Here is a 13,787-nt window from a genome sequence, read left to right as displayed (position 1 = left end):
AAAAACGGGCAGGCAAGCAATCGACCTCTGCTAAGACCATCCGCACCGAACGCGACATTCCCATGTCGATCGTCCTCGGCGGCAGCGCTCTTCTCATCGTCCTCATGTGGGCCTTCCTGCAGTTCCATCCCGTTCCCGGAGCGCAGGTTGGAGCGTTGGCCAACCTTGCTGCCGCCATCCTCGTCATTGTCTTCGGATTCTTATTCGTCACCGTCTCCGCCCGCATCGTGGGCATCGTAGGCAGCAGCGCCTCGCCGGTCTCGGGCATGACCATCGCCACGCTCATGGCTACGGCAGCCATCTTCCTCGTCCGCGGCTGGACGGCTCCCGCCTTCGGTGCGCTCGCCATCACCATCGGCGGCATCGTCTGCATCGCCGCGTCCAATGCGGGGGACACCTCGCAGGACCTCAAGACCGGCTTTCTCATCGGAGCCACGCCGTGGAAGCAGCAGGTCGCCATCATGATCGGCGTCATCGTCTCGATCTTCTCCATTGGGGCCACGCTCAACGCCATGAACACTGGCCTCGAGACCTTCCAGCGCATGCAGAGGCCCATCGTCTTCTCGCTCAACGCACTGCCCGACGGCGTCCAGAACGAAGGCCCCTTCAAGCGCGACCACCTCTCGCTCACCTCGCACAACACCGACAATCCCACCCGCGAAGAGGTCCCCAACGCCCGCCAGTTCATCCTGCTCAACTCCATCGGCTCTTCCACGCTCGCGGACGGCAAATACCTCTACAACCCGCACACGGGCCAGATCGAGATCCAGTGGATACAGGGCATCGGCAGCGAAAAGGCCGCGGCTCCGCAAGGCCGCCTCATGGCCACCGTCATCAACGGAATCCTCACTCGCAAACTGCCCTGGGGATTGGTTCTTCTGGGAGTAGCACTCGTCATCTGCATCGAGATGCTGGGCATCCGCAGCCTTACATTTGCCGTAGGAGCTTATCTCTCCATCGCCACCACGCTGGCCATCTTCGTCGGCGGCCTCATGCGCTGGATGGTCGACCGCACCCTCGAAAGACGCGCGGCCACCGAGAATTTGTCATCCTTCGCCGAAGGCGGAGGATCTGCTTCTGAAAGCACTCCTGCGCTCGATTCAGAATCGGAGATCAGCTCCGGCTCGCTCTACGCCTCCGGCCTCATCGCCGCAGGCGGCATCGTCGGCCTCATGGGAGTAGGCGTACGGCTCTACGAAGCCGCCACCGACAAGATGTTCCCACGCTTCAGCGACCACAATCCCTTCTACCACGACTGGATCAGCGTCATCATGTTCGCGCTGCTGGCCTTCTCGCTCTTCTACTTCGCCCGCAAGCCGCTGGACAAAAAATAAGCGGCACGCACAGCGAGGATCGTAGGTCGGGCATTCTCAGGGAGAATGGTGCCGGCCCTTAATTGGCCGAGCCCAGGGAAACATATTTCCGCTACACTCTGCTTCAGTTGAATTTTGCATGTGAATCGAGTTTTCTTTCCAATGACGAGACAGAGAGTCGTGGTTGCCGGTGTAGGGTTGGCCGGTCTGATAATGGTGGGGATGGCCCTGCCGGGGCGAGTGGTTCGAGCGGCGGAGGCCCACGCGGAGACGGGGCAGACCTCCAGCGTTCTGGTGGAGACGATGGAGTCGGAGCTGCATCGCGCGATGAACTCGCTGGGCAGTTCCACCAGCAGGGCACAGCAACCGAAGCCGTATTTTCTGAGCTATTCGGTGGCCGACGGCGAGCAGGTCCGCATCGCCGCTCAATTTGGCGCGATCACCAACTCGAACCAAAGCCATCGCCGCTTTGCCGACGTGCAGGTGCGCATCGGTTCGCCCGCCGAAGACAACACCCACGGCGACCATCGCAACAGCGCGCTCACGACCATCCCCATCCCGCTGACCAATGATCGCGAGGCGATTGCGCGCAGCCTGTGGTTTGCGACCAATCGCGGCTACGGCAAGGCGCTCGACGGCTATCTGAAGGTCAAGGCAGACCAGGAGGTCCGGGCCAAGGAAGAGGACGGGTCGCCGGACTTTTCGACGGAAGATGCAAAGGTAGCCTTGCTGCCGACCGCTCCTCCACTCAAGGTCGACACCGCAGAGTGGGAGACGCGACTGCGTGATCTCTCCAGCCTGTTCAAGCAGTATCCCGACGTCTTCTACAACACGGTCGCGCTTGAGGCCAGTTCGGAGACGGACTACTTCGTCTCGTCCGAAGGCGCGAAGGTCGACACGCCCAACCACGTCGCGCGCCTGGTGATGGTGGGACGAACGCGTGCAGCCGACGGTATGGATATGTTCCGCGCAGAGACCTTCGAGGCCGATGCGACCGGGCATCTTCCCGACCAGAAGGTGCTTGCCGCAAAGGTCACTGAGATGGGCAAGAGCCTCGAAGCCTTGCGCGTGGCCCCGATCACCGATCCCTATAACGGCCCCGCAATTCTCAGCGGACGAGCAGCAGCGGTCTTCTTCCACGAGGTCCTCGGCCATCGTCTTGAAGGCCAGCGGCAACGTGGCGACGAAGAAGGCCAGACCTTCACCAAGCTGATGGGCAAGCAGATCCTGCCATCTTTCATGAGCGTCTCCGACGACCCTACGCTCCAGAAGTTCGATGGAACCTGGTTGAGCGGGCACTACAACTACGACGACGAGGGCCAGCAGGCGCGTCGCGTCGATCTGATCACCGACGGAATCCTCAAGACATTTCTCATGTCGCGCCAACCGGTCGCCGGCTTTGCCCACAGCAATGGGCATGGACGCGCCGAGGTGGCCCACATGCCCACCGGGCGTCAGGGAAACCTGATCGTCACCTCGTCGAAGACGGTAAGCGATGCCGAGCTGCGGCAGATGCTGATTGCGGAAGCGAAGAAGCAGGGCAAAGCCTACGGGCTTTACTTCGAGGACATCTCCTCTGGATTCGCGGTGACGACGCGCCGTTCGCCACAGGCCTTTCAGGTCATCCCGCTGGTCGTCTATCGCGTGTATGTGGACGGACGCCCGGACGAGCTGGTGCGCGGCGTGAGCATCGTAGGCACACCGCAGGCGGCTCTGGCGCGAATCGTAGCCACCGACGATAAGCCCGAGGTCTTCAACGGCATCTGCGGCGCCGAATCAGGCAGCATTCCCGTCAGCGCGGTGGCACCGGCGATGCTGGTCAGCGAGATCGAGACCCAGAAGCAGACACAGGGCACCGCAAGGCCGCCCATCCTTCCTCCACCCAGCGCCGATACCAGTGCGAATGCTGCCGGAAAGGGTGGCCAATGAACAATCGATCCTCTCTCCTCTCTCGCGGATTCCACAAGTATTCGTTGCTCGCCGCCGCTTCCTGCGTCCTTTCAGCGACGCTTAGCTTTGCCCAGCCCCAGAGCAGCGATCCCATGCTGCGGGCCATGCAGGCGGAGCTTGGCCGCGAGAAAGCGCTCCTTGTGCTGCCCGGAATGCAACGGCCATACTTCATCGAATATCAGCTCGACGATTTAAATAGCTACGAGGCCGTCGCCAACTACGGTGCGCTGACCCGCGAGGAGTCGAACCACCAGCGCGTGGTGCGCGTGACCGTTCGGGTTGGCGACTATGCGATCGACAACAGCACCAGCCGCGGAGACGGCGCCATCGCGCTCGCTCCACGCGACAATAATCCAGAGGCGTTGCGGTACGCGCTTTGGACCGCGACCGATATGGCCTATAAGAACGCGTTGCAGAACTATGCTGCTAAACAGGCCGCGCTGAAGCAATTTCAAAACCCGCAGATGGAGCACGACTTCGCTGAAGCGAAGCCGGTGGTGCACGTGGCTCCGCTGGTCGCCATCGATCTCGACCGTAATGCGTGGAAGCAGCGGATCATCGATGCCAGCGGATTGTTCGAGACTGCCCCCGAGGTCCGTGCGTCGGCAGAGCAGGTGCAGTACTCGACCGCGAACGTGCGCGCGGTAGCCGTGAACCGCTACCTGGTCAACACCGAGGGAACCGTGGTGCGGCAGGGATATACCGGCTACGCCGCCGGCATCAGCGTCGGTGGCCAGGCGCCCGACGGCATGCGTCTCAGCCGCGATAACGGCACGACCGCGGCGGACGCCAGGGAGATGGAGACATGGCCCGCGTTTCGCAAGCGCGTGATCGACGATCTGCAGAGTCTCGCAGCATTGCGCGCGGCGCCGGTGGTTCCCGCAGAGGATTACCACGGCCCCATCCTGTTCAGCGGCGATGCCGCGTCCGACGTCATGGCGCACCTGTTTGTCCCCAACATCGAGGCGGACCGTCCTGCCATGGGCACCACGGCGAGGACGACCGGAGCCTATGCCTCCAGCTACAAATCGCGCGTGCTGCCGGAGACGTTGAGCGTCACCGACGATCCCCTGATGACCAGGTTCGCGGGCAAGACGCTGCTGGGTGCGTATGCCGTCGATGACGAGGGTGTGCCTGCGCAGCCGGTCGATGTGGTGGTCAAAGGCATCCTGCAAAATTATCTGATTGGACGTGAGCCGGTGAGGGACTTCCCCTCTTCCAACGGGCATGGCCGCTCCGCGCCGGGACAGGTGGCACACTCTCGCGCAAGCGTGGTGATCGTCAAATCGAGCGAGGCGGTGCCGGTCAGCGAGTTGAACAAGCGGCTGCTCGCCATGGCGAAGGAGCAGGGCCGCGATGTCTATGCGGTTGAGACACTGGGCGGTCCTCTCCAGCCTCGGCTTTTATATCGCGTCCACGCCGATGGCAGCAGGGAACTGGTTCGCGGCGCAGCGTTCGATGAGTTGGACAACCGCAGCCTGCGCTCGGATATCGTAGGCGTGGGCAACGACGACTACGTCGCGAATTCGCTTGGCCCGGTTCCGCAGACCATGATCGCCCCGAGCATGTTGTTCGACGATGTGGGCGTCAAACGCGCCGTCGAAGAGCAGCAGAAGCTGCCCTACTACCCTCCGCCGGCACTCGATGGAAAGTAAAAATCGTTAGACCGTTAGAAGGGGTTCTGCTCAACGACGTTGAGCTGAACCCAGAACACCCGCTGCCGTCAAAGCATCCAGCGCCGAGCTCTGACGCGCCGCATCGGCCAGGTCGAACGGCCCGGCCCACCAGAAGCCAAGGTGATTCGCGGCATCTCGGTCCTTGGCCCAGATGCTATCGGCATTGGCTCTCGCAAACGCCTGATAGCGGTCATCCGGGAACGCGTTGTTGAGCAGCATCAGATTGCGGCTGAAGATGCCCTTGAACTGTGGCACGTCGCCGCCGGTGTGCGCGCCATTGGGCTCACGCAGCACGCCTTGCTCGTCGGTAAGGTGCTCGATGGCAGCATGCGCGATGGTCGAGGCCGTCTCCGCAAGCGCCGGATCGGGTGCGGCTTTATTCAGCTCCACCAGAGCTCCCAGAATCACTCCCTGGTTATAGCTCCAGGTCGCTTTGCCGTTGTTGGTGCAGTGCGCCGGGTTCGAGAGGTCGAGCCCATCGTTGATGAGGTGGTCGCGGTTGATCATGCCCGAGTCATGAAACCACGCCCACTCCTTCTGCGCCCAGCTGAGATACCGCTCGCGCTCTTCGGGTGCCTTGGTGCGGTTCGCCAGCGAGGCGGCCACATCGAGAAACAGCTCGTTCTCAATCGCATTCTTCTCCTTGCTCTTCTTGCTCCACCACACGCCGCCGCCACAGGTCTCGGTCTCCCATCCCTTCTGCATGTTGTCGAAGATGGAGCCAGCGGCCTGAAGATACTCAGCCTTCCCGGTCAGATCATAGACGTCGATCCAGGCCAGCGCCCACCAGCCTTCGTCGTCGTAGTAGTCGTTGACGAACCCCGGAGCTCCATCATGCCCGGTCTGCGCGGCGTGCAGCGTGTTGGCAAAGATGGGCAAATATTTTTTCGTGTGGCTCATCCGGCTGTAGTTCGCCAGCGCGGTGATTGCGTTGGCGGAGTTCCACCACCCGGTGGTGCGATACAGGCCGCTCTGCGGTGTGTACCACTGCTGCAGCACCTTCACCGCCTCCCGCGCGTGCCTCCGGTCGGCTTTGCTCGAAGCCGGTGCAGCGAAGGCCTGCGCGGCCATGCAGGTTAGGAGGATGGCAGGAAGGATGCGGACGATTTGGCTCGCTTTAAACAGTGTCTTCAAAAGAAGTCAGGCCCCTGGAGGAAAATTATTTGGTAAACATTGCGTCGCGATCACTATAGAAGAACGTTTAGTTGGTTCGGACGATGTAGGGCAGCGCCGCCGGGTCGGGCGTGCGAATACTCTCTGCGACCTGGTCAGCGTGCGCCCTGTCGGGCTGTAGCGGATTGATGCGAACCCAATGGCCTGTAGGCCCGGCGAACTCGATCACCTTGGCGGTCGTGTAGCGGCGGCTCAGTTGCTCCTTCAGCTTGACCGCGTCCTTCTCACGCGAGAAAGCTCCTACCTGAACGCACCATCGTCCAGCGACTGCTGGCCGGTCAGAGGCGAAGGCCTCCACCCGCACCCTGGCGACACCCACGCGATAGACGCCAATGGCCTTGGCAGCCGCAAGCGAGAGATCGATGATGCGCCCTCGAACAAACGGCCCGCGGTCGGTGATGCGCACCACGGCGGTCTGGTGCGTCGTCAGGTTGGTCACGCGGACCACGGTTCCCAGCGGCAGCGTCAGGTTTGCGGCGGTCATCGCGTTCTGGTCGTAGACCGTGCCGTCTGCTCCCTTGCGCCCGGCGTAGGGAGGCCCGTACCAGCTCGCCAGTCCGACCTCGCTCGAAACTGCTCTGCCATCTGTCTCAGGCTGCGGTGCAGTCTCTTCCGAGTCCATGTCCCGATCACGATCACGGCTGGGGTTCCGGCTGGCGCGGGCAGAGCTGTTCGCATCCGGCAAAGTTGGCGGCGGAGGCTGGCGATAAGCTCGCGGCGTCTCGCGGTGGCACCCGCTCGCCAGCAGCATCAGCGCTGACAGCACAGCGGCGTAAGCGAGGCGCGAGCGGCTCAAGATCTCGGCTCACCCGGTGGCGGAGGCGGTGATGGTGGAGTCCTGCCGGCCCGTTCGTCCATCCGCTGGGCCAGCCGGTTTAACTCGGCGGCCGCGGAGCGAAGCGCCTCGGAGCCGTTGCGGCGCACATCTGGCACAATCTCGTCGTTGAGATAGGTCACGAAGCGCCGAAGGTCTTCTTCGACGCGGGTCCCGGCTTCGTGCAGGCGCTGCTCCCAGGGGCGCTTTGGGGTGGTGGAATCTTCAAAGGCCATGCGCGTACCTCTCTACCCTTTGATTATGCGGATCAGCAAAATACATGGTCAACCGCGATTGCCGTATATTCCCCTTGCAGTGCCGACGTGGTAACGGCGGCATCTCCAGGCCCTATCCCGTCCAGCGGTACAACCAGATACCTTCGAATGGCGTCCTTTTAAGGAATAGATATTAAGGAATAGATCTGCGGATGCCGCGTATAACGTTGTCTGAGCCATTTTTACTTTTCCGAGAGGCCTCGAGGTTATTTCTTTTGAACAGAAAGCTGATTTCAAAGTCTTTCCTGGCAAAACCACCAACATGGACGCTCGCGCTCAGTCTTGCAGTCGCAGCCGCAACGCCTGTCATCGCGCAGCCTGCTCCGCAACCGGAGGCCGCCTTCCTCATCGCCATGGCAGAGCTTCCCGACGCGCCCGGAGAAGCGTTCCGAGCCACCGACCGCAGCAGCGATGAGGCCGCAAGCAGTTCTTCCAGCTCCGCCGAATCTGATTTCGACAGCACGCCAACCACACACCCCGCGCAGAAAGCCGCAGCATCGCGTTGGGACACCGTGATCGCTCCCGGCCAGCAGGCCCCATCGCTCACCGGCAAAGACAAATTCCTGATGGGCGCCAGAGATTCAGTTACTCCGTCTTCGATGGCAGGATGGTTCATCGCTGCGGGATGGTCTCACCTTTTAAACACCTCCCCTAAATATGGCACCGACAAGGGCGCTTTCGGACAGCGTCTGGGAGCAGCGACCATTCGCGGCATTAGCGAAGACATCCTGAGCACCTCGGTCATGGCTCCCGTCTTTCACGAAGATCGTCGCTACTACAGGATGGGCCGCCACGGCCACAGCCTCACCCAGCGCGCAGTGTATGCCGCGACCCGTGTCTTTGTTACCAAGTCGGACAGCGGCCGTGAGACCGTCAATCTGGCGCTCCTCACGGGAGACCTGGAAGCCTCGGCGCTGACCAACGCCTACTATCCCGAACGCGACCGAACCGCCCGCCGCACCATGTTGACCTACGGCACTTCTCTTGGAGGCGCCGCTCTTGGCTTTGGCGTTCACGAATTTCTCGACGATGCGCTCGAACTGGCGCACTTAAAAAAGAGCGAGTGACTCTTACCTCTCCGGGGTTATAGAACATAACGGATGGGCTACACGGTGATTCGATCTCTCCTGCTTCTGACGGTTGCGCTATCGCGTGCAGCGGCCTGCGCTCAAACCAGTGCGCCTCCAGCGCCCCTGCCCGACGCCCCCAGCGTCCTTCTCGCCCAGCGACAGGATGTCGTTGTCCTCGCCGAGGACGCTCTCAAGACCAGCGGCAGCGGCGTGGCGCCCTGCACCCTGCGCCACGCGATGCTCAGCATTCCTTCGCACTCGCATACCGTCGCGCCGGTCCGCGTCCCCTGCAGCGAGCTCGTCAACCCTTACCAGCGGTTCCTCGATACCAACGTCGTCATTCCGTTGACCTCGAAGCAGAAGGGATACCTGGCGATCCATAATCTGACCGACCCGGCCAACCTGCTGACCATCGTTGCGCTCTCCGGCTTCACCATCGCCATCGACTCCGACAGCGCCTACGGCCCCGGCCTCAAAGGCTTCGGAAAAAATACCGGTGTCAGCCTCCTGCAGGATGCGACCGGAGAGTTCTTCGGCGCGTTTCTCATCCCTTCCATCACTCACCAGGATCCCCGCTACTTCCGTATGCCCAGGGCGAGCATTCCCCGGCGCATTGGCCACGCCGTCGGACACACCTTCATCGCCAACCACGACGACGGCAGCCTCATGCCCAACTATGCCAACCTGTTCGGCTATCCCATCAGCGCCGAGTTGAGCAATCTCTATGTCCCCGGCATCCACGCCGATCCAGCTTCCACCATCGCCCGCATCGCGACCGGGCTTGCAACCGATCCCGCCAATAACCTCATCACCGAATTTCTGCCCGACGTGGCCCGGCACATCAGCATCCGCATCATCTTCGTGCAGCGAATCCTCAATCAGGTAGCCAGCCAGCAGCAACAGGGAGCCGGCTCAACCTTCTAATTTGGCTGCTCGGCCACTACGCTCTATCGCCACTTCATCCACCGCCGTTCGCCGCAGATAGCGCCGCACCAGAAACAGCAGCGGTATCGCCGCCGCAAGGCTGACCAGCCCATCCGTCAGCAACAGCCCGCGCACGCCAAAGTGCCGGTAGCCAAGCCCATCCATCGCCGTCATGAATACGATCGCTCCGTTAGTCGAGGCCGAGAACAGGCCGAGCTGCGTGCTCGCCACCGGGCTGCTGTGTCCCACCAGTTGCAGGCACAACGATGTGAACGCCGCGTAGCTGACTCCCGCAATGCCGTTATAGGCCAGGGCCAACCACACGAAATTCTCCGGCACATGAGGCAGAAACGCGACCACCAGCGCGCACGAGGCCCCCAGCATGCCCGAAAGAAGATACACATAGCCGCGGTTGAAGCGGTGCGAGGCCCATCCTCCCACCAGCGATCCTATCGAGGCGCTTATCGCGCATCCCGCTCCCGTCACCAGGATCACCACATGGTCGCTGGCATGAAAGTCCCTGCCGATGCCGGAGAACAGGTTGATGGCAGCCAGAGAGCTGGCCGGAGCAAGAAAAAGTGCGAAGCCCACAAGGCACTCTCTGCGCTTCGTGGCCTGCCACGTGGCCTTCATCGCGTCGACGAAGATCTGCTTCAGCTTGAACTTCGATTGGTGCGGCAAAGGAAACCACAACGCAGGCACCAGCCCCAGAAGTATCGCAACCATCAGCCCCATCCCGATCCGGCGGGCATCCACCTGCGAGGCCAGCGACATCACCACCAGCGACCCCAGAGCACCGCCGCCCAGGTTGGCGACGTTTGTCCATCCTCCCACCATGCCGCGCATCCGCTCCGGCACAAACTCCGTCTGCCATCCCCAAAGCGCCGAGCTGAACAGCACAATCGACAGCTCTCCCAGCAGCAGCAATATCGTCGCCGCGCCCAGGCGCGCGGGGGAGAGCACCCAAAGCCCCGAGGCCATGCAGACAGCGGCAACCAGCGCCGTCAGCCAGCAATACGCTCTGCGCGTCAATCCAACGTCGAGAATCGGGTTCAGCAGAAAGGCCCAGAAGGTCGGCGTCATCACGGTTGCGCTCATGGCGGCGGCGCGGTCCAGGCTGATGCCCATCCTCGTCACCAGAAACGGAAGCGCCGTGATCGTGAAGCCGACGACAATGCCAAACGGAAGCCACGCCAGCCCGATCACCCACGCAGGCGGAACCGGCGGCGTCAACTCTTGGGTCTCAACCAGATTTTGCAGATCCCACCCCGATTCAAGCCACTCAAATAGATACGATTTAGACGGAAGTTGGATTCAAAGGCTTTGCCGGTCGGTCACTTTCGCTGCTGAAATTCGCCATTCAATGTAAATTCTTGCCAATCAGCGTTCTCTTGTTCAAAGTCAGGCGGTAAAACCGTACTCTTGGAAGCGTCGTAAGCTGTTGTGCCCGTTAGGTAAAGGGGCATCAAAATTGGAACTTCCGCATCCAATGCAATGTTAGCTAGGCTGGAAGAAGCGACGCACATCTTCCGCTTCAGGCCGCACTGTCAGGAGACAGAATTAATGTCAAATTCGAAACCTTCAAAGTTCGTTGAGAAGTCCCTCACGCAGGTAGCAAAAGCCGGTTGGGTTGTGTTCAACAAGCTGAACGCAATCAGCCCCAACCCGAGCTTCACTCCCAAGTGGAGCGATAAGCCACTCCTCAAGAGCTATCAGAAAGAGAAGCCGCCCCTCGGCTGGCCCCGTACCACCGACTCCCTTTGCCCCAAGTGCATCCCTGAGATCCGCCAGCAGATCGTCGACGGCAAGCTGCCCCACGAGATTCTTTTGAACGAGAAGGTCGGCGAGATCAAGGCGCAGATCATCGAGCGCGACGGCCAGATCCTGATGGTGAAGGACTGCCCCATCCACGGCCACTTTGAAGACGTCATGTCCATCGACACCGCCTTCTTCAAGCACCTCGAAGAGGTCTTCCCGGGCCGCGACATCCGCGCCCACAACGACGAGAAGCTGCACAACCACGGTACGTCTACCGTTACCCACGGCCGCGGCTCGGTGCTCACCATCGACCTGACCAACCGTTGCAACATGATGTGCGATCCCTGCTTCATGGACGCAAATCAGGTCGGCTTCGTCCACGAGCTGACATGGGACGAGATCAAGACCATGCTCGACAACGCCGTCACCATCAAGCCCAAGCGGCAGATGAGCGTTCAGGTCTCAGGCGGCGAGCCCACCCTGTCGCCGTACTTCCTCGACGCCGTCGCTTACGCCCGCAAGGTCGGCTACACCAGCGTTCAGGCAGCGACCAACGGCATTGAGTTCGCCAAGTCCAAGGAGTTCGCCAAGGCTGCTGCCGATGCCGGTCTCCGCTATGCCTACCTCCAGTTCGACGGTATCGGCAACGCGGCCAACTCGCACCGCAAGGTCGGCAATGCGTTCGACGTGAAGCTCCAGGCCATCCACAACCTGCACGAGGCTGGCGTCGATATCGTTCCCGTGACGACCATCATCAACGGCATCAATAACGAGCAGGTCGGCAACATCATCAAGTTCGCGCTCGACAACCCCAAGAAGATCAACTTCCTCAGCTTCCAGCCGGTCAGCTTCACTGGCCGCGACGAAGACATCTCCGACGAGCGCCGCCAGGCGCAGCGCTACACCCTGAGCCACATGGCGCACGACGTCAAGAACCAGACCGGCCTCGGCGAACCGATCCGCGACTGGTTCCCCATCTCCTTCATGTCCACCTTCGCCGACTGGGCCGACCTGGTCCATGGCCCGAACCACGACTGGGGCCAGCTCTCCTGCGGCTGCCACCCGAACTGCGGCATCGGCATGGCGCTGATGATCGACAAGGAGACCAAGGAAGCCGTGCCCGTCACCGCCTTCCTGAATGCAGACCGCCTCGCCAAGGACGTCGCCCGCATCAACGACGCTGCTCGTGGCAAGTGGCTCTCCATCATCGGCGTTACGCTGGCTCTGCTGCGCAACTACGATCCTTCCCAGGCTCCGACCCACTTCAAGATCAAGGACCTGCTGCAGAAGTTCGACAAGAGCTTCGGCGCAACCGGCAAGAGCTACGGCAAAGTTACCGCGGACCGCACGATGGAAGACATCAAGCTGCGTCGTTCCGACCGCTGGAACTTCCTCTTCATCGCCGGCATGTGGTTCCAGGACCTCTTCAACTACGACTTCCGCCGCACCGAGCAGTGCATCATCCCCTATGCCACGCAAGAGGGTGAGATCAGCTTCTGCGCGTACAACACCGGCGTCGGCTGGAGGAACATCATCGAGAAGATGCACATGACCTCCACCCTCACCAAGTGGTACGAGGAGCATGGCCGTCACGAGATCTTCGCCGGCGGCAAGAAGGTCGGTCTCGAGAAGGAGTCCAGCTACGATCTCGTGATCAACGAGGCTCACGTCAACGCGGCTGCCAATGACACCTTCGACAAGTCCGGCATCGCCAAGAACGCCCGCGAAGAGAAGATCCGGGCGCGCGACGCGAAGATTAAGCAAGACGCCGAGAACGCGAAGATGGCCAAGCTCTACCGCAAGGAAGTGCTCGGCGAGAAGGAAGTCCCGGGCTTCATCGCGCTGGACTCCATCGGCGGCATCAAGCCCGCCGCATCCAAGGCCGAAGTCGTCAACAGCATCGAAGAGACCGTAGCCGGCGACTAGGCATTGCATGCAGCAGACGCGCTCCGCGCCAAACCAACAACAGCAATAAGAAGGCCGCCAGCAATGGCGGCCTTTCTTATACCCCAGAAACTAAGAACTATTCCAGAAACTCAGAGCCATTCAAGATAGGTACAAGAGTTCTTAGCCAGCTCAATGAACGTCATCTCGACCGGAGCGAAGCGCAGTGGAGGCCCCTGTGTTTCGCCGTTGTCCTTGTCGCTGCCAGTTCTCTTACTCGCCCAAAGCCCGTACACGAGCCCGTGAATGCCGATGCCGCGACCGCGTCCGTCCATACGACCACTCCCGCACCGGCCCCACATCCACGTGCACGAACTGCGACACCGGATAGTAGCCCACGCCGCCTTCATGCAGGCTCAAAGCCGCATTTCGCAACTTGACCGTAGACACGCCCGGCACGCGAATATCAATCGCCTTCGCCGCCATATGCTGGCTATGCTCCGCCACGCCGGTGCTGGCCGCCCGCGTCCGCAAAAAGTGATTGGTCTCCGGAGTCCTATAGCCGCAGACGATATCGATCACCCCGTTGGGGCGTCTCAGCTTCGCCATCAGCGCGTGGAGCACGTCAAACTCCTTCGGATCGTAAGTCTTGACCGTATCCGTGCGATAGTCGCGCAAAAAATGGTTCAGCCTGTCGAGCGCCGCCGGAATATACGTATCCCCCACCCGGTACACCACGTCAAGGCTCTCGCCCGTGTGCAACTGGTAGAGATGCAGCGAATAGTTCTGGCCCTCCTGGATTTGAATTGTGCTTTGAATCGTCCCCGTCCGCTCACCAGCCTTCGCCGATCCGCCCAACGCCAGTACCGTCGCAGCCACAGCCACTGTCGCCGCCCACCTGTTAAAACGAAGCCTCATCCGCACATCCCCCGGGGTTCTGATTGTCTAAA

At 61.3% G+C, this 13,787-nt stretch carries 11 protein-coding genes; 6 read left to right on the top strand and 5 right to left on the bottom strand.

Annotated features, from left to right (window positions below):
- From VMU57_RS14905 to VMU57_RS14895, 3 genes are all read left to right on the top strand, one after another.
- The coding region (locus VMU57_RS14905; RefSeq protein ID WP_325384786.1) for an OPT/YSL family transporter at positions 1–1,334 on the top strand (1,334 nt) is incomplete at its 5' end.
- Between the two features lie 141 nt (positions 1,335–1,475).
- Complete coding sequence (locus VMU57_RS14900; RefSeq protein WP_325384784.1) at positions 1,476–3,242, top strand: metallopeptidase TldD-related protein; 1,767 nt, start codon at positions 1,476–1,478, stop codon at positions 3,240–3,242.
- A complete protein-coding gene (locus VMU57_RS14895) occupies positions 3,239–4,918 on the top strand; it encodes a metallopeptidase TldD-related protein (RefSeq protein WP_325384782.1) in 1,680 nt (559 codons plus the stop codon). Before VMU57_RS14900 ends, VMU57_RS14895 begins: the two co-directional genes overlap by 4 nt.
- A gap of 30 nt (positions 4,919–4,948) precedes the next feature.
- On the opposite strand, the gene VMU57_RS14890 is transcribed toward VMU57_RS14895, so the two are convergent.
- From VMU57_RS14890 to VMU57_RS14880, 3 genes are all read right to left on the bottom strand, one after another.
- Positions 4,949–6,073, bottom strand: coding sequence for a glycoside hydrolase family 76 protein (locus tag VMU57_RS14890; protein ID WP_325384780.1), 1,125 nt, complete (start codon positions 6,071–6,073; stop codon positions 4,949–4,951).
- Between the two features lie 67 nt (positions 6,074–6,140).
- Entirely contained in the window at positions 6,141–6,908 is a 768-nt protein-coding gene (locus tag VMU57_RS14885; protein ID WP_325384778.1) for a septal ring lytic transglycosylase RlpA family protein, read from the bottom strand.
- Complete coding sequence (locus VMU57_RS14880; RefSeq protein ID WP_325384776.1) at positions 6,905–7,162, bottom strand: hypothetical protein; 258 nt, start codon at positions 7,160–7,162, stop codon at positions 6,905–6,907. Before VMU57_RS14880 ends, VMU57_RS14885 begins: the two co-directional genes overlap by 4 nt.
- A 254-nt stretch (positions 7,163–7,416) precedes the next feature.
- Here VMU57_RS14880 and VMU57_RS14875 point away from each other — a divergent pair, with 254 nt between their 5' ends.
- Entirely contained in the window at positions 7,417–8,268 is an 852-nt protein-coding gene (locus VMU57_RS14875) for a hypothetical protein (protein WP_325384774.1), read from the top strand.
- A gap of 45 nt (positions 8,269–8,313) precedes the next feature.
- Positions 8,314–9,195: a hypothetical protein gene (locus tag VMU57_RS14870; RefSeq protein WP_325384772.1), complete on the top strand. Its 882-nt coding sequence runs from the start codon at positions 8,314–8,316 to the stop codon at positions 9,193–9,195.
- Here VMU57_RS14870 and VMU57_RS14865 read toward each other — a convergent pair.
- Positions 9,184–10,428, bottom strand: coding sequence for an MFS transporter (locus VMU57_RS14865; protein ID WP_325384770.1), 1,245 nt, complete (start codon positions 10,426–10,428; stop codon positions 9,184–9,186). The two genes, VMU57_RS14870 and VMU57_RS14865, sit on opposite strands and share 12 nt — an antisense overlap.
- 330 nt (positions 10,429–10,758) lie before the next feature.
- Here VMU57_RS14865 and VMU57_RS14860 point away from each other — a divergent pair, with 330 nt between their 5' ends.
- Positions 10,759–12,879, top strand: coding sequence for a radical SAM protein (locus tag VMU57_RS14860; RefSeq protein ID WP_325384768.1), 2,121 nt, complete (start codon positions 10,759–10,761; stop codon positions 12,877–12,879).
- Positions 12,880–13,110: 231 nt separating this feature from the next.
- On the opposite strand, the gene VMU57_RS14855 is transcribed toward VMU57_RS14860, so the two are convergent.
- Positions 13,111–13,755, bottom strand: a complete 645-nt coding sequence (locus tag VMU57_RS14855; protein ID WP_325384766.1) for a DUF882 domain-containing protein — start codon at positions 13,753–13,755, stop codon at positions 13,111–13,113.
- Positions 13,756–13,787 lie beyond the last annotated feature (32 nt).

The organism is Edaphobacter sp., assembly GCF_035532915.1.
Lineage (GTDB): Bacteria > Acidobacteriota > Terriglobia > Terriglobales > Acidobacteriaceae > Edaphobacter.
The sequence above is the reverse complement of the archived record's forward strand: the minus strand, read 5'-3'. Positions and strand labels throughout refer to the sequence as shown.

Bases quoted from the DNA above. Each gene is read 5' to 3' on its own strand.
- VMU57_RS14900 (WP_325384784.1), top strand. From the start codon at position 1,476: ATGACGAGACAGAGAGTCGTGGTTGCCGGTGTAGGGTTGGCCGGTCTG.
- VMU57_RS14895 (WP_325384782.1), top strand. From the start codon at position 3,239: ATGAACAATCGATCCTCTCTCCTCTCTCGCGGATTCCACAAGTATTCG.
- VMU57_RS14880 (WP_325384776.1), bottom strand. From the start codon at position 7,162: ATGGCCTTTGAAGATTCCACCACCCCAAAGCGCCCCTGGGAGCAGCGC.
- VMU57_RS14860 (WP_325384768.1), top strand. From the start codon at position 10,759: ATGTCAAATTCGAAACCTTCAAAGTTCGTTGAGAAGTCCCTCACGCAG.
- VMU57_RS14855 (WP_325384766.1), bottom strand. From the start codon at position 13,755: ATGAGGCTTCGTTTTAACAGGTGGGCGGCGACAGTGGCTGTGGCTGCG.